The sequence below is a fragment of the Alcanivorax sp. MD8A genome, from assembly GCF_002888555.1.
Lineage (GTDB): Bacteria > Pseudomonadota > Gammaproteobacteria > Pseudomonadales > Alcanivoracaceae > Alcanivorax.
Genome location: NZ_AQOQ01000046.1, coordinates 1 through 20,069, shown reverse-complemented (window position 1 = coordinate 20,069; position 20,069 = coordinate 1). Strand labels below are relative to the sequence as shown.

Annotated in this window: 19 protein-coding genes and 1 tRNA gene; 16 read left to right on the top strand and 4 right to left on the bottom strand. The window is 58.1% G+C overall.

What is annotated here, in order from left to right; genetic code table 11:
- Window positions 1–213 precede the first annotated feature (213 nt).
- Window positions 214–1,263 carry a porin gene (locus A15D_RS15905; RefSeq protein ID WP_102792733.1) on the top strand — a complete coding sequence of 350 codons (1,050 nt, stop codon included), beginning with the start codon at window positions 214–216 and terminating at the stop codon, window positions 1,261–1,263.
- 91 nt (window positions 1,264–1,354) lie between these two features.
- Here A15D_RS15905 and fabB read toward each other — a convergent pair whose 3' ends face one another.
- Window positions 1,355–2,566: a beta-ketoacyl-ACP synthase I gene (gene fabB, locus A15D_RS15900; protein ID WP_102792732.1), complete on the bottom strand. Its 1,212-nt coding sequence runs from the start codon at window positions 2,564–2,566 to the stop codon at window positions 1,355–1,357.
- Window positions 2,567–2,575: 9 nt separating this feature from the next.
- Window positions 2,576–3,103 carry a 3-hydroxyacyl-[acyl-carrier-protein] dehydratase FabA gene (fabA, locus tag A15D_RS15895; RefSeq protein ID WP_102792731.1) on the bottom strand — a complete coding sequence of 176 codons (528 nt, stop codon included), beginning with the start codon at window positions 3,101–3,103 and terminating at the stop codon, window positions 2,576–2,578.
- A gap of 357 nt (window positions 3,104–3,460) precedes the next feature.
- On the opposite strand from fabA, the gene A15D_RS15890 reads away from it, so the two are divergent.
- The 13 genes from A15D_RS15890 to A15D_RS15825 all read left to right on the top strand — a co-directional run bounded on the left by A15D_RS15890 (window position 3,461) and on the right by A15D_RS15825 (window position 16,493).
- Complete coding sequence (locus tag A15D_RS15890; protein ID WP_102792730.1) at window positions 3,461–5,458, top strand: heme lyase CcmF/NrfE family subunit; 1,998 nt, start codon at window positions 3,461–3,463, stop codon at window positions 5,456–5,458.
- Window positions 5,448–5,996, top strand: a complete 549-nt coding sequence (locus tag A15D_RS15885; RefSeq protein ID WP_022984428.1) for a DsbE family thiol:disulfide interchange protein — start codon at window positions 5,448–5,450, stop codon at window positions 5,994–5,996. The genes A15D_RS15890 and A15D_RS15885 overlap by 11 nt, the downstream gene beginning before the upstream one ends.
- Window positions 5,993–6,415, top strand: a complete 423-nt coding sequence (locus tag A15D_RS15880) for a cytochrome c-type biogenesis protein (protein ID WP_102792729.1) — start codon at window positions 5,993–5,995, stop codon at window positions 6,413–6,415. Before A15D_RS15885 ends, A15D_RS15880 begins: the two co-directional genes overlap by 4 nt.
- A complete protein-coding gene (locus tag A15D_RS15875) occupies window positions 6,412–7,437 on the top strand; it encodes a tetratricopeptide repeat protein (RefSeq protein WP_102792728.1) in 1,026 nt (341 codons plus the stop codon). Before A15D_RS15880 ends, A15D_RS15875 begins: the two co-directional genes overlap by 4 nt.
- Window positions 7,438–7,569: 132 nt before the next feature.
- Window positions 7,570–8,226 carry an adenylate kinase gene (adk, locus tag A15D_RS15870; RefSeq protein ID WP_022984431.1) on the top strand — a complete coding sequence of 219 codons (657 nt, stop codon included), beginning with the start codon at window positions 7,570–7,572 and terminating at the stop codon, window positions 8,224–8,226.
- Between the two features lie 998 nt (window positions 8,227–9,224).
- Entirely contained in the window at window positions 9,225–9,977 is a 753-nt protein-coding gene (locus tag A15D_RS15860) for a hypothetical protein (RefSeq protein ID WP_199175965.1), read from the top strand.
- A gap of 377 nt (window positions 9,978–10,354) precedes the next feature.
- Window positions 10,355–10,585 (top strand): bacterioferritin-associated ferredoxin, encoded by a 231-nt coding sequence (locus tag A15D_RS15855; protein ID WP_081703600.1) that lies wholly within the window; start codon window positions 10,355–10,357, stop codon window positions 10,583–10,585.
- 127 nt (window positions 10,586–10,712) lie between these two features.
- Window positions 10,713–11,192, top strand: coding sequence for a bacterioferritin (gene bfr, locus A15D_RS15850; RefSeq protein WP_022984433.1), 480 nt, complete (start codon window positions 10,713–10,715; stop codon window positions 11,190–11,192).
- Between the two features lie 94 nt (window positions 11,193–11,286).
- A tRNA-Arg gene (locus tag A15D_RS15845) sits at window positions 11,287–11,363 on the top strand.
- 634 nt (window positions 11,364–11,997) lie between these two features.
- A complete protein-coding gene (locus A15D_RS15840) occupies window positions 11,998–12,252 on the top strand; it encodes an OadG family protein (protein ID WP_199175963.1) in 255 nt (84 codons plus the stop codon).
- Window positions 12,253–12,266: 14 nt separating this feature from the next.
- Window positions 12,267–14,057, top strand: a complete 1,791-nt coding sequence (gene oadA, locus A15D_RS15835; RefSeq protein ID WP_102792726.1) for a sodium-extruding oxaloacetate decarboxylase subunit alpha — start codon at window positions 12,267–12,269, stop codon at window positions 14,055–14,057.
- The gene (locus A15D_RS15830; RefSeq protein ID WP_102792725.1) at window positions 14,050–15,348 is read left to right on the top strand and encodes a sodium ion-translocating decarboxylase subunit beta; all 1,299 of its coding nucleotides are present in this window, start codon (window positions 14,050–14,052) and stop codon (window positions 15,346–15,348) included. The genes oadA and A15D_RS15830 overlap by 8 nt, the downstream gene beginning before the upstream one ends.
- Before the next feature lie 146 nt (window positions 15,349–15,494).
- Entirely contained in the window at window positions 15,495–16,493 is a 999-nt protein-coding gene (locus A15D_RS15825; RefSeq protein WP_102792724.1) for a DUF5924 family protein, read from the top strand.
- 44 nt (window positions 16,494–16,537) lie between these two features.
- Here the strand turns inward: A15D_RS15825 and A15D_RS15820 are convergent, their stop codons facing one another.
- A complete protein-coding gene (locus A15D_RS15820) occupies window positions 16,538–17,425 on the bottom strand; it encodes an oxygenase MpaB family protein (RefSeq protein WP_158245824.1) in 888 nt (295 codons plus the stop codon).
- Between the two features lie 244 nt (window positions 17,426–17,669).
- Between A15D_RS15820 and A15D_RS15815 the strand changes: the two genes are divergently transcribed.
- On the top strand, window positions 17,670–18,026 hold the full coding sequence (locus A15D_RS15815) for a hypothetical protein (protein WP_102792722.1): 357 nt from the start codon (window positions 17,670–17,672) through the stop codon (window positions 18,024–18,026).
- Window positions 18,027–18,118: 92 nt separating this feature from the next.
- Entirely contained in the window at window positions 18,119–18,718 is a 600-nt protein-coding gene (locus tag A15D_RS15810) for a glutathione S-transferase family protein (protein WP_102792721.1), read from the top strand.
- A 17-nt stretch (window positions 18,719–18,735) separates the two neighbouring features.
- Here A15D_RS15810 and A15D_RS15805 read toward each other — a convergent pair whose 3' ends face one another.
- On the bottom strand, window positions 18,736–19,899 hold the full coding sequence (locus A15D_RS15805) for a YbfB/YjiJ family MFS transporter (RefSeq protein WP_022984441.1): 1,164 nt from the start codon (window positions 19,897–19,899) through the stop codon (window positions 18,736–18,738).
- Window positions 19,900–20,069: the final 170 nt, after the last annotated feature.

The following is a 20,069-nucleotide window of genomic DNA, read 5'->3' as shown; positions in this document are numbered from 1 at the left end:
AATCGCGCCGCGAGCGACGCTCCTACGGCGAGTTGGGAGTCAATCTTTCCTCACATCCGAGATGGCTTTTTGTTGGTGGCGTCGTCAGTTGGAAGTAAAGCGGATAACGTCCGCGCTCTGGCCAGAATCCTCCCTTTTTCCAGTTGTTGGTTGTCACTAAAGCGTCATATATTGAGGCGCGTGTTGCACAATTTCCAAACAGGGAGAAGGGAAATGAATAAAACATTGATGGCCGCAGCCATTGCAGGAGCCTTGCCGGTGTCGGCCCTGGGGGCCCCTACCTTTTACGGTAAATTGAACCTGAGTCTGGACAAAACCCGTGATTACCCACAAGGGTTGGTGTTTTCAGAAGAGGGTCTGTCTGACGCCTGGTTTGTCTCCAGCAACAATTCCCGCCTGGGCATTAAGGGAGAGGAGCCGCTGATTAATGATCGCCTGAGCGTGATTTATCAAATGGAAGTCAGCTATGACGCCGACGGTGACAGCAGCGATACCTTCGGCACCCGTAACAGCTTTCTTGGCCTGAGCAGCGCAGCCGGTAAGGTCTTCGCTGGCCGTTACGACAGCGTCGTTAAACTGGCCGAAGGCAGGATTGACCAATTCAACGACACCGTCGCGGATATGGATGTGGTGTTCCTTGGCCAGCGCCGCAACAGCAACACGGTAAACTGGCAAAGCCCTGATTTCGGCGGTGTCACCGTCCGCGCGCAGGTCGCCCCCGGTGAAGAGGAGGTGGTGGGTACCGGTGCCAATGCACGAACCCAGGATGGCCTGACAGATACCTGGGGGCTTTCCGCAACGCTTGAAGCGGAGGCGATCTATGCTGCACTGGCCTATGAGAGCAGTTATACCAGTATTGATTTTGCTCCGTTTGGCCCGCTCATCGGTGGGGATCTTGATACCCTGCGCGGCTCGTTCGGGCTCAATCTGGGTGACAGCGCGCAGTTCGGTGCTATTGTTGAGCGCAGTGAATTTGACCCCTACGGTGGCGATGAAGGGGATCTGATGTCCTATCTGCTCAGCGGCCGTTTTGGGCTCAGCGAGCGTATTGCCCTGAAGGGGCAAATTGGCATGCTGGACAGCAGTGATCTGGATCTGGATATCAAGATGCTGACGGTGGGCGCGGACTACACGCTCGGCGATCAGACCACCACCTATGCGCTGGTTTCCGCCTCGGATACCGACTTCGACCCGGTGGGCTCCACCACTGATGTGGACGAATCCGGCATGGCCTTTTCCGTCGGGCTGATTCACAAGTTCTAGCAACACGCACTACGTTCAAAACAGAAAAACCGGCTTTCGCCGGTTTTTCTGTTTCGCGGTTAACTGTTCACTATTAGCTGTTAACTGCTCTTCAGTCCCACTTCTTCATCAGCAGGCTGGCATTGGTGCCACCGAAGCCGAAGCTGTTGCTCATCACAACACTGGGGCCGGTGTCCTTGCCGGTGGTCAGAATTGGCAAGCCTTCTGCCTTTTCGTCCAGGGTTTCAATGTTGGCGCTCAGGGCGGTGAAGTTGTTCTGCATCATCAGCAGGCAGTAAATGGCTTCGTGGACGCCGGCGGCCCCAAGGCTGTGGCCAGACAGGCTCTTGGTGGAGCCGATGGCCGGTGCATTGTCACCAAACACTTCGCGGATGGCTTTCAGCTCCGCCACGTCACCCACCGGGGTGCTGGTACCATGGGCGTTGATGTAGTCCACCTGACCCTCAAACTGGGCCATGGCCTGACGCATGCAGCGCGCGGCCCCTTCGCCATTGGGGGCAACCATGTCATGGCCATCACTGGTGGCACCGTAGCCCACCACTTCTGCGTAGATTTTGGCGCCGCGGGCCTGGGCAACCTCCAGGGCTTCCAGCACCAGCATCCCGCCGCCACCGGCGATGACGAAGCCGTCACGGGTCGCGTCGTAGGCACGGGAGGCTGTTTCCGGCGTGTCGTTGTACTTGCTGGACAGGGCGCCCATGGCATCGAACAGACAGCTCAGTGCCCAGTGCTCTTCTTCACCCCCACCGGCAAACACGCGATCCTGTTTGCCCAGCTGGATTTGCTCTACCGCGTTACCAATACAGTGGGCGCTGGTGGCGCAAGCAGAGGTGATGGAGTAATTGACGCCCTGAATCTTGAACGGTGTGGCCAGACAGGCGGACACGGTGGAGGCCATGACGCGCGGCACCATATAAGGGCCCACTCGTTTGACGCCACGGGAGCGAGCGATATCGGCGGCTTCCACCTGGTTCAGGGAAGAGTGGCCGCCAGAGCCGGCGACCAGGCCGGTGCGCTCGTTGCTGACTTCAGCCTCGGACAGCCCGGCATCGGCAATGGCTTGTTGCATGGCAACATAGGCGTAGCCCGCAGAATCCCCCATGAAGCGACGCGGCTTGCGGTCGATGAAATCATCCAGATTGATGTCCGGCACGCCAGCAATCTGGCTGCGCATACCCATTTCCTTATAGGTATCGTTGAAGCGAATGCCGGAACGGCCTTCCTTCAGTGATTGGGTAACGGTGTCGGCATCATTGCCCAGACAGGACACGATGCCCATGCCAGTAATTACGACGCGGCGCATGGGGAACTCCTAGAATCCGTCGGTGGAAGTGAACAGGCCGACCCGCAGGTCTTCGGCGCTGTAGATGTCGCGGCCATCCACCGACACAGTGGCGTCAGCGATGCCGAGAATCAGTTTGCGGGTGATCACCCGCTTCACATCCAGTCGATAGGTGACTTTCTTGGCGGTGGGCAGGATCTGCCCGGAAAATTTCACGTTGCCAACACCGAGTGCCCGGCCGCGGCCAGGGTTGCCTTTCCAGCCGAGGAAAAAGCCCAGCAGTTGCCAGGTAGCATCCAGACCCAAACAGCCCGGCATGACCGGGTCGCTCTCGAAGTGGCAGTCGAAAAACCAGAGATCAGGGGTGATATCCAGTTCGGCAATGATTTGGCCTTTGCCATAGTTGCCGCCTTCGTCGCTGATGTGAGCAATGCGATCGATCATCAGCATGTTCGGCAAGGGCAGCCGTGCGTTGCCGGGGCCAAAGAGCTCCCCGTGGGCGCAGGCGAGCAGATCCTCGCGAGCGTAAGAAGACTTCTGTTCTGGTGTTGTGCTCAAAATCTTACTCCATGAAGGCCAAGGCGGCGCATTCCGAGTATATGGATGATTTATGTCGTTTTTTCGTCAGCCGGGTGACACGCTGTCATGGCGAGACTGATACTAGCAAAGCATAGTGAAAGCATACGAATAGCAAGCGTCTCAAAATATGTCGGAGTGATGTTGTTACCGAAAATGACCGATGAACGGACAAAAAAGACGGTTGTCGGACCTCTGAGGGACAATAAAAGGGGGCGTCACCCCCTCCGGCACGGACTTGCAATTGCCTTACCATGCACAGATGCTATGCGCGCGCAGCACGGCAGGGACAGGTATTCGCTGGGCGATTAACCCCTTTTTGCAGATTCAGGAGCTTTCGTGGCGGCAGAAATCGGTCATCTTTCCCTTTGGTTGGCATTGGCAGCGGCCCTGTGTCTGTCTGTGTTCCCTTTGATCGGCGTGCAACGCGATATCGTCGCATGGCAGTGGTACGCCCGCCCGTTAGCCTGGTTACAGTGGCTGGCCATGACGATTGCCATGGTCATGCTGGGCTACTGCTTCTATAACAATGACTTCTCGGTTTCCTATGTTGCCAACCACAGCAATTCGGCATTGCCGTTAGCTTATCGGCTGTCCGCCATCTGGGGGGGGCACGAAGGCTCGTTGCTGTTGTGGGGCTGGATGCTGGCGGGTTGGGGCGCCATGGTCGGGTTGCTCAGTCGCAGTGTGCCCCTGGTGATGGTGGCTCGGGTGTTGTCCGTGATGGGCATGATTGCGGTGGGTTTCCTGCTGTTCATGCTGCTCACATCCAACCCGTTCGATCGCACCTTGCCCTGGTTTCCCCTTGATGGCGCCGACCTGAATCCGCTGCTGCAAGACCCCGGGCTGATTGTGCACCCGCCCATGCTTTATATGGGGTATGTAGGCTTTTCCGTCGCCTTTGCTTTTGCCATCGCCGGTTTGCTGGCCGGCAACCTGGATCCGGCCTGGGCCCGATGGGCGCGTCCCTGGACGACCGTTGCCTGGTGTTTCCTGACCGTAGGCATCGCGCTGGGTTCCTGGTGGGCCTATTACGAACTGGGTTGGGGTGGCTGGTGGTTCTGGGATCCGGTAGAAAATGCCTCCCTGTTGCCCTGGCTGGCCGGGACAGCGCTGATCCATTCGCTGGCGGTCAGTGAAAAGCGCAACATGTTCCGCGCCTGGACGGTGTTGTTGGCGATTATCACTTTTTCCATGAGTTTGCTGGGCACGTTCCTGGTGCGTTCTGGCGTGCTGACCTCGGTGCATGCCTTCGCCAATGACCCGGAACGCGGTGCCTTTATCCTGGGTTTCCTTGTGGTGGTTGCGGGTGGGGGGCTGACGCTGTTCGCCGCACGTGCATCCGCCTTGCGTAGCAATGCCGGTTTCAAACCGTTGTCCCGCGAGGCATTCCTGTTGGGCAATAACCTGCTGCTGCTGACCGCCATGTCTGTCGTGTTGGTGGGGACCATCGCCCCGTTGTTTTTTGAATGGATGGATCTGAAGATTTCCATTCGCAGCCCTTACTTCAACGGCTTCTTCGTGCCGCTGACGTTCCTGCTGATCCTGCTGCTGATTCCCGGGGTTTTCAGCAACTGGAAGCGCCAGGACAGCGGCATACTGGTCAAGCGTTTGTTGCCGCTGGTGCCGGCTGCCATTGTGGCGGGCTGGTTCGGCGCCCGTATCCCGGAGCCGTCCCCCTGGCAGGGTGTGGTGGCCATCATGCTGGCGTGTTATCTGATCTTTGCCCATGTGGATGATGTGTTGCGTCGGGCGTTGGCCTATCAACAGGGGCTCTTCACCGGGCTGCGAAAGCTTGGCCGCAGTTACTGGGGCATGGTGATTGCTCACTGCGGTTTGGCCGTCATGGTAGCGGGGATCGCCCTGGTGAGTTTTCACGAAGTGGAGCGGGATATCCGCATGGCACCCGGTGACGAGGCAACACTTGGGGACTACCGCTTCGTGTTCGAGAGCCTTGACGAATACCGTGGCCCGAACTTCGATGCTACGCGAGGCCACTTCCAGGTCTACTGGCAGGATCAACCCATTGTGTTGCTGCACCCGGAGAAGCGTACCTACCATGCTGGCCGGCAGATCATGACTGAAGCGGCAATTGATGCCGGTTTCTGGCGCGACTTGTATGTGGCCATGGGCGAGCCGCTTAAAGGGGGAGAGGCCTGGGCCGTGCGTATCTACTTCAAACCCGGTATCCGCTGGATCTGGTTGGGCGCCCTGATCATGGCTCTGGGTGGTGGGCTGGCGCTGTCCGACAAGCGTTATCGCCGTCAGCGGTTTGCCGATGACAGTGTCCAGCGCGTATCAGAGCGTGAACAAAAAGGAGCGACCAATGAAGCCTAATTCCCCCTGGGTGTTCCTGCCGCTGCTGGGGTTCATCCTGCTTGCGGTGTTGCTGGCCAGTGGCCTCGGTCGTGATCCGCAAGAGCTGCCTTCGGCACTCGTGGGCAAACCGGTACCGGCATTCTCTTTGTCGTCATTGTTGACCGAAGAAACCGTTACCGAAGCGTCCCTGACCGGGCGTTGGCAGTTGTTGAATGTGTGGGCGACCTGGTGCCCGACCTGTCATGTCGAGCACCCCTTCCTGTTGGCTCTGGCGGCGCAGGGAGTGCCTATCGCCGGCTTGAACTATAAAGATGAAACACCGGCGGCCCGTCAGTACCTGGCGAATCTCGGCAACCCCTTCACCCATGTGATTGTCGATGCGGATGGCCAGCTGGGTCTGGACCTGGGGGTCTATGGCGCTCCGGAGACATTCCTGATCAATCCGCAGGGCGAGATTGTGCTGCGTCATGCCGGTGATCTGAATGAACGGGTATGGAAGGAGAAGTTCTTGCCTTTGATGCCCGCTGAGCAAAGTGGTCAGGGAGGTGCACAATGAAGCGTTTTTTCCTGTGTGCTCTGCTGGCAAGCTTGCTGCCGGTTGCGGCCCTGGCAGCCATTGATGTTTACCAGTTCGACAATGAACAGCAAGAGCAACGCTTTCGGGTGCTGACCGAAGAGCTGCGTTGCCCCAAGTGCCAGAACCAGAGCATTTCCGATTCTGACGCGGGCATTGCCCAGGATATGCGTACCCGGGTGCACAGCATGATTCTGGAAGGACGAAGTGACGATGAAATCGTCGACTATTTTGTCTCCCGCTACGGCGACTTTGTCAGCTATCGTCCGCCGGTCAATGCACAGACTTCGGTGCTATGGCTGGTACCGCTGATCCTGCTGGGTGGGGGCGGCCTACTGATCGTTATGCTGCTCCGCCACGCCAGTGCCAAAGCCAATGATGATGAAGGAGACGCCTCATGATGTGGATAGTTGTGGCGTTGATCATGCTGCTGGTGCTGGCGGTCATGCTGTGGTGGCTGTGGCGACAGGAAGCCCGCAAGGCCGGGCGGTCGGTGAGTGGGGCGTTGGGTATTCCCCTGATCGTCGTTGTACTGGCTGCGGCAGGCTATGGTCTGATTGGCTATAACGAACACACCGGCCCCTGGTTGCAGCATCAACAGGATTACCGTTCGGTGGCTCAAGACATCATTGCCGGCAAGCCCCCCACCAAGGCGGCAGCAGATGTGCCGGCCGGGGCGCTGGTGCGGGTGCTGCAGTCCGAGCTCACCCACAATCCTTCCGCCATCGGATGGTACGCGCTGGGCTCACTGTACGACCAACTCGGTGCCCCGGTGCAAAGCGAGGAAGCGGCGCTGAAAGCGGTGGCGCTGGCACCGGATGACCCCTCCATGCATTTGCTGTTGGCTCGCTCCCGTATTGAACAGGCCGGCGGCAAGCTCACTGACCCGGCACTGGAAGACATTCGCTGGGTGCTTGACCGTGAACCGGCCCATGATGGCGCCTGGATGTTACTGGCCATGTCTGCCGACCGGGCGGGGCGCTATGACCTTTCCATACAGGGCTGGGAATCATTATTGAGCCGCCATGGCGAGGGTGAGACAGGCGATTTGCTCCGCAGGGGGCTGGACAATGCCCGTGCACAGAAAGCGCGCCAGGGAGTGTTTGCCTCCATTCGATCCGTGGTTCAGGGGGGAGACCTGCCCGCTGGGGGCACTCTGTTTGTCTATATTCGTGAGGCCGGTTCGCAAGGCCAGCCTTTGGCTGCCCACCGCCAGGTCGTGCCAAGTTTCCCTGCTTCGGTGGTGCTGACGGAGGGGGACTGGCTGCAGGCGTATCCGGACAGCGACGCGGATCTGGTGATCGGAGCCCGTTATACGCCGGCACCGGGTGCCTCGGTGGATCAGGCTGCCATCAGTGCGGCCCCCGTCCCCTTGACGATGCCCCAGACCTCTCCGGCGGCCCTGCAATTGGGTTCGCCGTAATCCGGCTAACTGACCGCTTGCGACCTAGGTCGCAACGGCTGTCCCTTGTGATGAACGGGGCCTCAGGGTAAAGTTGCACCCCTTCGGAGGCCCCCTGATGCCTCTTTTGACCACAGAAAGTTGGAGAATCCTATGCGTGTCATCCTGCTTGGTGCCCCCGGTGCGGGCAAGGGCACCCAGGCGCAGTTCATCAAGGAACAGTTCAATATTCCTCAGATTTCCACCGGTGACATGCTGCGCGCTGCGGTAAAAGCGGGGACTCCGCTGGGCCTGGAAGCCAAGAAAGTGATGGACGCTGGCGGCCTGGTTTCCGACGACATCATTCTGGGTCTGGTCAAGGAGCGTATCGCAGAAGATGACTGCGCCAACGGTTTCCTGTTCGACGGCTTCCCGCGCACCATTCCCCAGGCCCAGGCTCTGGTTGAGCAGGGTGTGGATATCGATTTCGTTGTTGAAATTGACGTGGATGATGAAGAAATCATCGAGCGGCTCAGTGGTCGCCGCGTGCACCCGGCATCGGGTCGTGTCTACCACGTGAAGTACAACCCGCCGAAAGTCGAAGGCAAGGATGACGAAACCGGTGAAGAGCTGGTGCAGCGCGATGACGACCAGGAAGAGACGGTTCGCAAGCGCCTGGAAGTCTACCAGTCCCAGACCCGTCCTCTGGTGGATTTCTATCAGGATCTGGCCGCCAAAGGCGAGGCCAATGCTCCGGCTTATGTCCGTGTGGCTGGCGTGGGTTCTGTTGACGACATTCGTGATCGGGTGCTGAGTGGCCTGAAAGCCTGAATCTGCTCACCATCGTCATAAAGAAAAGGAAGCTTCGGCTTCCTTTTTTGTTTCTGCCGGCTCGCCGGCCCATCGCTTCTCTCTGTCCTCCCCCTGTAAGCTGCTGCGCATCGCTATCGCCACCTTGATGACTCTCCCTTTGAGAGGGGTCCCCTCCTGCTGCTTGGCGTGTCTTTCTGTGCAGAGTAACGCCGCCTTTAACCTGCGGGATAACGCATTGGAAAATGCTGACAGAGATGGCTTGCCCATGCAGGTGGTTCAGATTAAGCGGCGCCCATTTGCATACAGGCTCCTTAGGTATAAGACCGAGCTCGTCATCACATAAGTGTGTGCTACTGGTTGCCAGACTGCCTCAACGGCCATAAGAGCCGTCCGGTCCGGGAGACCCGGCAGCAGCATTATCCTCCGTCAAACAGCCAATCATTTTGTCACTGTTCTACCCAAAATAATGTTGCCAGCCGGGGTTGGGCCCCCAGGGGGGCGCTTATTTTTCTTCCTTGATCTTCTGGGCGGTACAGAAATGCGTGTTTTGAAAGCGAGGTTTTCTTTGTGCAGGGCAGGGCACGGACGCAGAAGGGAGGGCAGAGGTGTTTGCAGGGATTGAGCAGAAAGCCGCAGCGAATTATTTATTGTCAAAGAACCGGCGTTGCCCGGGGCCACTCGGTAGCTCCTTCCTTTTATATACCTGCCTGCATGCATAAAAAACGCATCTTTTGGCGGTGTGAAGCCGGAAGGGGTGCGTAATGGGAGGTATCAGAGACAAAAAGACGGGATAACGGTGTCGATTATTTTATCGTTTGGAGGGAAGACAGAAACAGAAAAAACACTTCGTTTGCGCGTAATTTTCATTGCCGATTTTTTTGGAAAAAGAGAAAAAGAGGACGCAAATGAAAAAAGAAATTTTGAATTGATCAAATAATGTACCAACCGATTTTTTTTTATGCTATTTTTCCCTTGTCGCAGTAATGATGACAACGCTATAGCTTAGGAGATCAAACATGGCTCGAGCAAAGAAGGCTGCCGCAAAAAAAACTGCGGCCCGTAAACCAGCAGCAAAAAAGGCGGCAGCACCGAAAGCTCCGGCACTGCCGAAATCTGTTTCCAACGCTGAAGGCAAGGTAAAACTGCAGCAGAAGGCTGTGGACCAGGCCCAGAAGAAAGTGGCTCAGGTTGAAGGCAAGCTGGGCAAGCACCGCACCAAACTTGAGACCGAGAACGGTAAACTCACCAAGCTGCGTGCAGATACTGCGGCCAAGCGTGACAAGGCGAAAGCAAAACCGACCGCTGCGGCGAAGCGTGCTGTTGACACCGCTCGCGGCAAGATGAACACCCTTCGTCTCAAGCTTCAGGATCTGCGCGGTGAAACCAAGGTAATGCGCGCCGAGATCCAGGCAGCCAAGAAAGTTGTTGCCCGTGAAGTGAAAAAACTGCGTACCGCTGAGCGCAACCTGAAAGCCAAGCTGCGTGATCACGAACGCAAGCTGGCTAAAAAAGCCAAAGCGGATCAGAAGAAAGCCGAGCAGAAAGCCAAGGCCGCCGCCAAGCGTGCCGCTGCCAAGGCCAAGCGCGTTGCCAAGAAGTCTGCTGCGCCCAAGCGCAAGACTGCAGCCAAAAAAGCGGCAACTCGCAAAGCTCCTGCCAAGAAAAAAGCGGCTGCCAAGAAAGCGGCTCCGAAAAAGGCGGCCACCCGCAAAGCGCCAGCCAAGAAGGCTGCACGCAAGCGTGCACCTGCCAAGAAGAAGACTTCCTGATCTATGGATCAGTAAGGCACTTAAAAAAACCCGCTTCGGCGGGTTTTTTTATGCTCCTCTCATCCCGGATTTCTTTTCACCCGTCTGTTGGCACTTCATTGGTGCAGATAACCAAACCTGAAAAGGGCATCACCTGGAGCGAACCGGTCTCCCTCTGTGGTCTCTTGCCCCATGGTCAGCGTTCTTTCTGTCTTTGTTTGCGAGGGATCGAGCCCGCAGGACGCGCTGTGCTGGGGTGGGAACACTCCTGGAGGGCATCACTGGGTGCGGCGCCCTGTGACCGGGTCATTACGGCAAAGAGAAACATGAACAAAAGTAGTTGATAATGATTCGCGTTAGGTTTAGCATCGTCCCCAGAGATTGAGGAATGGCGTTATATGTACGTTTGTATCTGTAAGGGCATTACTGACAACCAAATACGGGAAGCGGTCGAAAACGGCTGCGACAGCCTGCGTGATCTTCGTCGGGAACTTGGGGTTGGAAGTCAGTGTGGAAAATGTGCCCGACACGCCCGTCAGGAACTGCGTGAGGCCCGTAGCGCAAGCCAGACGTCCTCTTTCTCGCACTCTTCCAATGAAGCTGTGGTCTATTGGCCACAGCCGGCATAAAAATCGTTCTCATTTCCATAAGCGCTTGTATTGCAAGCGCTTTTCCTTTGTTTGACTTGTCTCTGTCACGTTATTGCTGAACAATACGGGTACCCCAAACCCATGTTCACAGGACGGAGATTCCCCCATGAAAGGCGACGCCAAGGCCATTGAGTACCTGAACCGGGCACTCGGCAATGAACTGGTAGCGATTAACCAGTACTTTCTGCACGCCAAGATGTACCAGGACTGGGGCCTGCAAGCCCTGTATGAAAAGGAATACCACGAGTCCATCGACGAGATGAAACACGCCGATTGGCTGGTGGAGCGTATTCTGTTCCTGGAAGGTATCCCCAACCTGCAGGATCTCGGCAAGCTGATGATTGGCGAGAACACCAAAGAAATGCTCCAGTGCGACCTGAAACTGGAAAGAATGGCCATTCCTGATCTGCGTGAAGGGATTGCCTACATGGAATCCATCCAGGATTACATCAGCCGTGATCTGCTCAAGCGCATCCTGGAATCCGAGGAAGAGCACGTGGATTGGCTGGAAACCCAACTCAATCTGATCGATCTGGTGGGTATCGAAAACTACCTGCAAAAGCAGATGGAAACAGAAGAAGACTGATTGCTGAACTTTTGAGCGATCTGCGCTTGACTCATCGAGGGGCTTTCGGAATAATGCGCAGCCTCTCGGGGCGATACAGCAACGAGATGGAAAAGCGCTGGTAGCTCAGCTGGATAGAGCATCTGGCTACGAACCAGAAGGTCGGGGGTTCGACTCCTCCCCAGCGCGCCATACAAAGAAAGAAGGCACCCAATCGGGTGCCTTTTTTCGTTTTAGCCCCATGCTTTTTTCGGGTCTTCGCCGATTTGCGGGAAAAGCCCGATTGACTCCTCCCTGCTTGCCGTAGGCGTCGGTTATTCGCTCCGCTCACCCCTTCGGGGCCGCCCTGCGGGCGTTCCTTCGCTGCGCTCGGTCGCGGCGCGATAACCAGAACCGTTAAAGCAGGACAGAGCGTAAGACCATCTTTTCTCAGTGGTCTCTGTGCCCTCTGTGGTTTGATCCAGGCCTGGATTATCGCGCCGCGAGCGACGCTCCTACAGCATGGGGCGTGCGGCGAGCCATTCTCTCAAATCCGCGAAGCCCCTTTTGCCGCTAGTGCCTCATGGTGAGTGGTTACTGCATTGAGCCAGAGGCAATGACAGGTACGGGCGAACCGTTAGAAAAACACTTTTTCCCTGCCTGATTGATCAAAACCACCACCCACCCCCTCCAGTCGTCTCATTGCAGATTGTCGACAATGCGCCTACATTGCGCGGAAACCGGCGTTGGCTAAGGATCACCCAAAAGGTGGCCCCGGCCAGATCCACGTTGTGGGTCTGGTCGCTTCGCCGGTTAACCGCCAACGGAACCGTCGAAGGAGTGTTCCATGGACTCATTGATGAACCAGGGCCTCGAGCTCATGCTGGTTGGCATGGGGGTCGTGTTTGTCTTCCTGATCATCCTGGTGGGCGTTACCACCTTGATGTCGGCGCTGGTGCAGCGTTTTGGACAAGCGCCTGTCGCTCCTGAAGTTGCCGCACCGTCTGCGGCCCCTGCCCCTGCCCGCAGTGATGTACCGCCGGCAGCCGTCATCAAAGCCATTGAAAGCGCCGTGCGTCAGCATCGGCAGTCCCAGTCATAATCCGGAAATCCCCCATGAGTGATCGAAAGCCACTTGGCATCACCGATGTGGTGCTGCGCGACGCCCACCAGTCCCTGTTTGCCACTCGCATGCGTCTGGACGACATGCTGCCCATTGCTGCTGCGCTGGACGAAATCGGTTTCTGGTCTCTGGAGTCCTGGGGCGGGGCCACCTTTGACGCCTGTATTCGTTATCTGGGGGAAGATCCCTGGGAGCGTATTCGTGAACTGAAAAACGCCATGCCCAAGACCCCGCAGCAAATGCTGCTGCGCGGTCAGAACCTGCTGGGCTACCGCCACTATGCAGACGATGTGGTCGACGCCTTTGTTGAACGCGCCGCGGAAAACGGTGTGGATGTGTTCCGTGTGTTCGACGCCATGAATGACATGCGCAATATCGAGCGCGCCATCGCTGCGGTCGTGAAGCAGGGCAAGCACGCCCAGGGCACCATCGCCTACACCGTGAGCCCGGTGCACACCATGGATATGTGGGTCGAGCAGGGCAAGGTGATCGAGCAAATGGGCGCGCACTCGGTTGCGATCAAGGATATGGCTGGCCTGTTGCGTCCTGCGGATGCCTTCGAGCTGGTCACGCGTCTCAAGGCGACCCTGAGCATTCCTGTCCACATGCAGTGCCATGCCACTACGGGGTTGTCCACCGCCACCGCGTTGAAAGCCGCGGAAGCGGGGATCGACAATGTGGATACCGCCATCTCTTCCATGTCGATGACCTACGGCCACAGCCCCACCGAGTCGGTCGTGGCCATGCTGGAAGGCACAGACCGTGACACCGGCCTGGACCTGAAGAAACTCAACAACATTGCCAGCTACTTCCGGGACGTTCGCAAGAAGTACGCAAAATTCGAAGGCAGCCTGCGCGGTGTCGATGCACGCATTCTGGTTGCACAGGTGCCTGGCGGCATGCTCACCAACATGGAAAGCCAGTTGAAAGAGCAGGGCGCGGCAGACCGTTTTGATGACGTACTGGAAGAAATTCCTGCCGTCCGCAAGGATCTGGGCTATATCCCGCTGGTGACCCCGACGTCCCAGATCGTAGGAACCCAAGCGGTATTGAATGTGCTGTCCGGCGAGCGCTACAAAGTGCTCAGCAAGGAAACCCGCGGCGTGTTGCGCGGGGAATACGGTGCCGCCCCTGCGCCGTTCAACAGCGAGCTGCAGGCCCGCGCCCTGGAAGGCGATGAGCCCGTTACCTGCCGCCCCGGTGACCTGATCGACAACGAGATGGACAGCCTGCGTGACGAAGTCGCCTCGCTGGCGAGCGACAAGGGTCTGCGTCTGGCGGACGGTGAGCGCCGTGATGACGATGTGCTGACCTATGCCTTGTTCCCGCAAATCGGTCTGCGATTCCTGGAAAAACGTGGCGATGCCTCCGCCTTTGAGCCGGTGCCCAATGGTCAGGCGCCAGCGGCAGCCAACAGCGAAGGCGTCTATACCGTCGACGTGGATGGCAAGCAGTACACCGTCAAAGTCAGTGACGGTGGCGATGTCACCGGCATCAAGTCGCTGGGTGGCAGCAGCAGCGCGGAAGCGCCTGTGGCGGCGTCCGGCGATCCGGCCAACAGCGTGCCGGTACCGGCTCCGCTGGCCGGCAACATCTTCAAGGTGCTGGTGAAGCCCGGTGACCGGGTGACTGAAGGCCAGAAGATCATGGTGCTGGAAGCCATGAAGATGGAAACCGACGTGTCCACCCCGGAGGCGGGCATCATCACCGAGGTCATGGTGAAGGAAGGCGATGCCGTTACCGTTGGGCAACCCCTGCTGAGTGTGGAGCCGGCCAATGGATAAACTGGAAACCCTCTGGACCAGTACCGGCCTGTACCACATGAGCGGCGGCCAGCTGATCATGATGCTGGTGTGCCTGGGGCTGTTGTGGCTGGCGGTACACAAGAAGTTCGAGCCGTTACTGCTGCTCCCGATCGGGTTTGGTGGCATTCTGGCCAACATTCCGGCGGCGGGCCTGGCGGAGTCTGCCATCAGTCAGGCGCTGCACTTTGGCGACCAGGGCCTGATTGCCAGCATGGCACAGGTGATGGGGCTGGACCCGGAAGTGGGCCGTCAGGCGCTCTATAAAGCCTCACAAGCGGTGGGCCCGCTGGTTCACGACCAGTTGCACCACCTTGCGGTGCAGGCCAACTACGGTGACGGGATTCTCTACCTGATCTACACCGTAGGGCTGACCACCGGCATCTTCCCGCTGCTGATCTTCATGGGCGTGGGCGCCATGACCGACTTCGGTCCGTTGCTGGCCAACCCGCGTACCCTGTTGCTGGGTGCGGCGGCACAGTTCGGTATTTTTGCTGCCCTGCTGGGGGCGCTGGCACTGAACTGGGTCGGTCTCGACTTCAGCCTTCAGGACGCCGCCGCCATCGGCATCATTGGCGGTGCAGATGGCCCTACCTCCATCTACGTAACCACCAAACTGGCACCTGAGCTGCTTGGGGCCATTGCGGTGGCCGCGTATTCCTACATGGCCCTGGTGCCGATCATTCAGCCGCCGATCATTCGCGCTTTCACCAATGAGAACGAGCGCAAGATCAAGATGGAACAGTTGCGCCCGGTCAGCCAGGTGGAGAAGATCCTGTTCCCGGTCCTGCTGCTGATCCTGGTGGCACTGGTGCTGCCTGATGCCGCGCCGCTGCTGGGCATGTTCTGCTTTGGCAACCTGATGAAGGAATCCGGTGTGGTCAGCCGTCTGGTGGACACCACCAGCGGGCCGCTGATCAATGTGGTGACTATCATGCTGGGGCTGGCCGTGGGCTCGAAGCTCAGCGCCGAGCAATTCCTGGTCATGGAGACACTGGGGATTCTGGCGTTGGGTCTGGCGGCATTCATGATCGGCACCGCCACCGGTGTCATCATGGGCAAATTGCTTAATCGCTTCAGCCACCACCCGGTGAATCCCATCATCGGGGCGGCGGGGGTGTCCGCCGTGCCCATGGCGGCCCGGGTGGCCAACAAGGTCGGCCTGGAATCCAATCCCCACAACTTCCTGCTCATGCATGCCATGGGCCCGAATGTGGCCGGGGTGATTGGTTCTGCCGTCGCCGCAGGTGTACTGCTCAATTTTGCCGGCTGATTTCAGGGCCGCGTGAGCACCGCGCGCAGCGAGAGTTGTTTCTCGCTGCGCCGGGTTCTCCCTATTCCTTCTCTGCGTCCTGCTGTCTTCGGGAACCCACATCGCTATAGTACGTCGAACAGCCAAACCGTCGACGGAGCGTCGTTTTGCCCCTTTCCCTTCAAGCCCTCACCAACAAGCTATATCAGGTGCGCCACCTGTGGGCCGTCATCAGTTTTGCGTTGGGGTTATCGAGTTATTTCCTGGTGGAGCGCCAGCCCTGGCTCGCCGCCGTGCTCACCGGCTTTCTGGTATTCAGCTGGTTGTTGCTGCTCACCGAGGGGTTGTGGCAACAGCGCTTTGCCGGTACCGCGATGGAAGGGGTGTCCCAGGGGTTTCTCAAACTCATGCTGCAGGCGGTGCATCAGGAAGCCTTTTTCTTCAGCCTGCCGTTTGTGTTGCTGCAGTGGTCAGGTGGGGCGGAATATATCTTCTTCACCACGCTGGTGATCAGTGCGGCGCTGGTGAGCATTATTGATCCGGTGTATTTCTGGTTGGCCCGGCATCGTGCGTTGTATTTTGGCTTTCACGCCTGGGCGTTGTTTGTGGCACTGCTGGTGTTGTTGCCGCTGATTTTCCACTGGAGCACGGACTCCGCACTTACCTGGGCCGGCTGGCTGACCGCGCTGTTTGCGTTACCCAGCTTCTGGCGTTTCGGTGGGCCGCGAAAATGGTTTCGCTGGGCGGGGTTGATCGCGGTGTCCTGTGTTATTGCGCTGGCGCCTCGCTGGCTGGCGCCGTTGGTCCCGCCATTGACCCTGTCACTGGAAGAGCGGGCCATGGCGCTGTCGTTCAGCCGATCAGAGCGTAAACCGCTGGTGAAAGGTGAGGTTTTCAGCAGCGACGAAGTGGGGCAAGGCCTTTACGCCTATACGGCTATCAAGGCGCCGTTGGGGCTTGGCCAGGATGTCTATCACTACTGGTTTCATGATGGCGAGCAAGTCGACCGTATTCCTCTCAAGGTTTACGGGGGTCGTGAATCCGGTTTCCGCACCTGGTCTCGCAAACGCCACATCCCGGTGCCTTCGCAAGGGCGCTGGCGGGTTGAGGTTCGTACGGAAGACAATCAGATCATTGGCGTCTTGCGGTTTTATATTACGCCCTGACATATTGCAGGGGCTCTGCAAGCATGCCCCTGCACGGGGTCCTGTCAGGCCGCTTCTTTCAGTACCGGACGTAGCCGCTCCAGCTGACCGGTAACCGACAGATAGGCAGGGGGAAGGTAGCGTACCTTGGCCGGAACCAGTGGCACCAGCCGTTGAATCAGCCGGCGTTTGCGTTCAAAGCGGCGTGCCAGTCGCCCGGTCCAATGCACATGCAGCTTGCGGCGCAAGGCATGGGGCAGGGTGGCATAGGTACTAAGCGTAGCGTTTTTGCCAATCTGGCGGTAAAAGCGGGCCCACAGCCAGTCCGGCATCATGCTCAGTTGTGGCGGCTTCTTCACCTGCTTCAAGCTCACATCCAGCAGGTAGCGTGCGGTATCGGTATTTTCCAGGCGGGTTTCCACCATATTGTGGAAGTATTCCCAGAAGGCCGGCACCGTCTGGGGCATGTCCTGATCACGAATCCCCAGCACGCGCCCTTGTTGGACCCACTCATGATACAGCTGGGCTTCCTCGCTGGCGGTGAATGGCTTGTCGCCAAACATCCGCTGGGTCGTGACCATGGTGTAGTAGGTGGTCATGTGTACCCAGGCATAGGCTTCCGGGTCCAGCGCAAAGTACTTGCGGCCTTTCTCGTCTGCGCCCTTGATGTTGCGATGCATTTCCCGCAGGTCACGGCCCGCCTGTGGGGAGCCCTCCTGTCCGCCATACAGAAGTCGAAGTCCCCATTCGGTGGTGCGCTGCAGGCGCCCCCAGGGGTCTTCCTTGAACACGGAATGATCGCCCACACCTGCGCCCACCACGGGGTGTGAAACCTGTAACAGCAGGGTTGTCCCTGCCATCAGTAATTGCAGATTATCCCCCGCGTGTTTCCAGGCCAGGGAATCGGGCCCCAATGCGATCGGGTCGGCTTTGTTGTTGGTCGTTGTCGCCATGCTGTGCTCCTTCTGCCATTGTCGCAGCGAGACTAAATAGAACGTATGTCTCATATTGTCCGCTCCCCACTGGGCTGAACAAGTGACAGAACACCGATTGTTGTTCACCGTTATCGGCAGGTGAGGGCAGGAGCAGTACAACAACGCCAGGCTGAGCTTTTTGGGGTAAAGTGCGGTTGATTGTGAAAAGACAGGGCGCCTCAACTGCCATTCCCGGCAATTACCCCCAAAAGAGGGATTCACCTTGAACATCAAAAAACTGTGGCTCTATATCGGGCTCGTTGCTGTTATGTCTCCTGCCAGTGCCCTGAATGTGGGTGGCTACACGCAGGCAAAAGAAACGGACATTGAGCGGCTGAAGGTGTATATCAGTGGCGTCGGCTCCGGTGTCATGGCGGCCAATTCCCTTGCTGAACCTGCGTTGTATTGCCAGCCCAATGAACTATCGCTAAAAACGGATAATTATCTGTCCATCATTGATGATCAGATTCGCGACTCAAAAGCGCTTTATCCCTCCCCCGAGGAACAAGAGGGCTTCCAGAACGTGCCGGTGTCTCTGGTGTTGACCTGGGGACTTATGAGGGAGTTTCCCTGCCGTTAATATTGTGTGGCTGCGTTCCTCCTGGCATGCCGCCGAACAGGAATTGCAGCCATACTGGTGCATAACGTTTACGACACGAAAAAGGAGCTTTCGTGAAAATCTATGGAGATAGGCAATCCGGGAATTGCTACAAGGTACAGCTGGTATGTCGGCTGCTGGACAGGACTTGCGACTGGATCGATGTGGATATCCTGGCGGGGGAGACACGGCATGCGGATTTTTTGGCGATGAACCCCAATGGCAAAATTCCGGTGCTGGATCTGGGTGATGGCATAAGTCTTGGCGAGTCCAATGCCATCATCAATTATCTTGCCTGGGACTCACCACTGTATCCATCTGAACGCCTCGCCCAGGCGCGCATCCAGCAGTGGCAGTTCTTTGAACAGTACAGTCACGAACCTTATATCGCTGTCGCGCGCTTCATTAACAAGTACCTTGGGTTACCACCGGAAAAGGCGGACGAATATGCGGCCAAGCAAGCGGGTGGGCACAAGGCGCTGGCGGTGATGGAGGGCCAGTTGCAGCACACCGCTTTCCTGACAGGCGACCGCCTGACGACAGCAGACATCTCGCTGTATGCCTATACCCATGTTGCCCATGAAGGAGGCTTCGATCTGTCGGGTTATCCGGCGATTGAGGCCTGGCTGCGGCGAGTGGCAGAAACACCGAACTTTATCCCCATGGGTGGCTGATCCACTGCGTGTGGCAGTCAGAAGCGTGCCGATCCCAGCGGTAGCAACAACGCAGCGGCCCCGATTAACGCGGCGGCCGCGCTCAATAACCCCGGCGCAAAACTACCACTGCTTTCCAGCATCCTGGCGGTAACCACTGGGCCCAAAATCTGCCCCACGCCATAACAGGCAGTGAGTGCGCCCAGCGCCATGCTGGCTGCGTGGGGGGCCAGTTGGCGGCCGCAGTACATGCTGAGCGCGACCACGGCAGTAAAGGTTCCCCCGACCAGCAGCCCGCTGGTCACCAGCCCGGCGAGGCCGGGTAACCAGGCCGGCGCACTGACCCCCAGGGCCTGTACGACGAGCGCCATCATCAGTGCGTTGCGTTCGCCTGCACGGCCTGCCAGCTTGCCCCACAGCAGGTTTGCCGGCACGGCAGCCAGGCCCACAGCCAGCCAGGTATAGAAGGCGGCGTTGTTAAGGTCAGGGAGCTGGGTGCGAGCGATCACCGGCAGATAGGTGGTGCTGGTGATGTAGCCGAACCCCGCGAGCGTGTAGCTTGCGATCAAAAAACCCAACGCCTTGCGGTTGACCGGACTGGCGTGATGAGCGGTATCGCGGGCATGGGGCAGGGGAGGGATGCGTTTTAGCAGTGGTAACAGCAGCAAGGCGAAGACGCCGCACCCGCCCCACATCCAGGGGTAGCTGCCTTGCAAGGACTCGATCAGCGCCACGGTGAGGGCGGCGATGCTGATGCCCAGGCCGATACCGGCGTAGTGGATATTCCCCAGCCGTGCGCGCAGGTGGTTGGGCAGGGCGCCGAGCACCAGCGCGGAGCCATTGACCATGATGATGGCGCTGGCGATGCCGGCCAGGAAACGGTTGATGGCCCAGGGCATAAAGTTGTCGCTCACGCCCATTAGCACACTGCTGATCACACTGACCCACAGCGCCACCCACAGTGCGTTTCGGGCCTGATGGGCAGGCACCCCCATGGCGAGCATGGCGCCAAGTAGATAGCCACCGTAATTCACAGCAGCCAGATAGCCGCCACTGACGGCAGTAAGCGAGCTGTCAGCAATCATGTCTGGCAAGGCCGGGGTAAAAAGGAAACGGCCAATACCCAATGCAATGACGAGACTGAAGGCTCCGGCAATAGCAATCAGCAGGGCGTTACGGTCTGTGTTGGTGCTGGCATTCACAATGTCGGTATCCCTAACGAGTCTCATATAGCGTTGATAACGCGGCAAGCAAGAAGCCTAACAGGCCTGTGCTTATTCCTGTGTACTCTGCGAATGATGTTCAACATAAGCCTCAGTGATAAGGAGCCTCTGTATAACCCTTTGCATGCTCAGCGTGTCCTGAAGCGTGC

What these genes read in the sequence shown, in the direction of transcription:
- A15D_RS15905 (WP_102792733.1), top strand. Translation starts at nt 214, where the DNA reads ATGAATAAAACATTGATGGCCGCAGCCATTGCAGGAGCCTTGCCGGTG.
- A15D_RS15830 (WP_102792725.1), top strand. Translation starts at nt 14,050, where the DNA reads ATGGATAAACTGGAAACCCTCTGGACCAGTACCGGCCTGTACCACATG.
- A15D_RS15840 (WP_199175963.1), top strand. Translation starts at nt 11,998, where the DNA reads ATGGACTCATTGATGAACCAGGGCCTCGAGCTCATGCTGGTTGGCATG.
- fabB (WP_102792732.1), bottom strand. Translation starts at nt 2,566, where the DNA reads ATGCGCCGCGTCGTAATTACTGGCATGGGCATCGTGTCCTGTCTGGGC.
- A15D_RS15875 (WP_102792728.1), top strand. Translation starts at nt 6,412, where the DNA reads ATGATGTGGATAGTTGTGGCGTTGATCATGCTGCTGGTGCTGGCGGTC.
- adk (WP_022984431.1), top strand. Translation starts at nt 7,570, where the DNA reads ATGCGTGTCATCCTGCTTGGTGCCCCCGGTGCGGGCAAGGGCACCCAG.
- A15D_RS15855 (WP_081703600.1), top strand. Translation starts at nt 10,355, where the DNA reads ATGTACGTTTGTATCTGTAAGGGCATTACTGACAACCAAATACGGGAA.
- A15D_RS15885 (WP_022984428.1), top strand. Translation starts at nt 5,448, where the DNA reads ATGAAGCCTAATTCCCCCTGGGTGTTCCTGCCGCTGCTGGGGTTCATC.
- bfr (WP_022984433.1), top strand. Translation starts at nt 10,713, where the DNA reads ATGAAAGGCGACGCCAAGGCCATTGAGTACCTGAACCGGGCACTCGGC.
- oadA (WP_102792726.1), top strand. Translation starts at nt 12,267, where the DNA reads ATGAGTGATCGAAAGCCACTTGGCATCACCGATGTGGTGCTGCGCGAC.
- A15D_RS15860 (WP_199175965.1), top strand. Translation starts at nt 9,225, where the DNA reads ATGGCTCGAGCAAAGAAGGCTGCCGCAAAAAAAACTGCGGCCCGTAAA.
- A15D_RS15880 (WP_102792729.1), top strand. Translation starts at nt 5,993, where the DNA reads ATGAAGCGTTTTTTCCTGTGTGCTCTGCTGGCAAGCTTGCTGCCGGTT.
- A15D_RS15820 (WP_158245824.1), bottom strand. Translation starts at nt 17,425, where the DNA reads ATGGCGACAACGACCAACAACAAAGCCGACCCGATCGCATTGGGGCCC.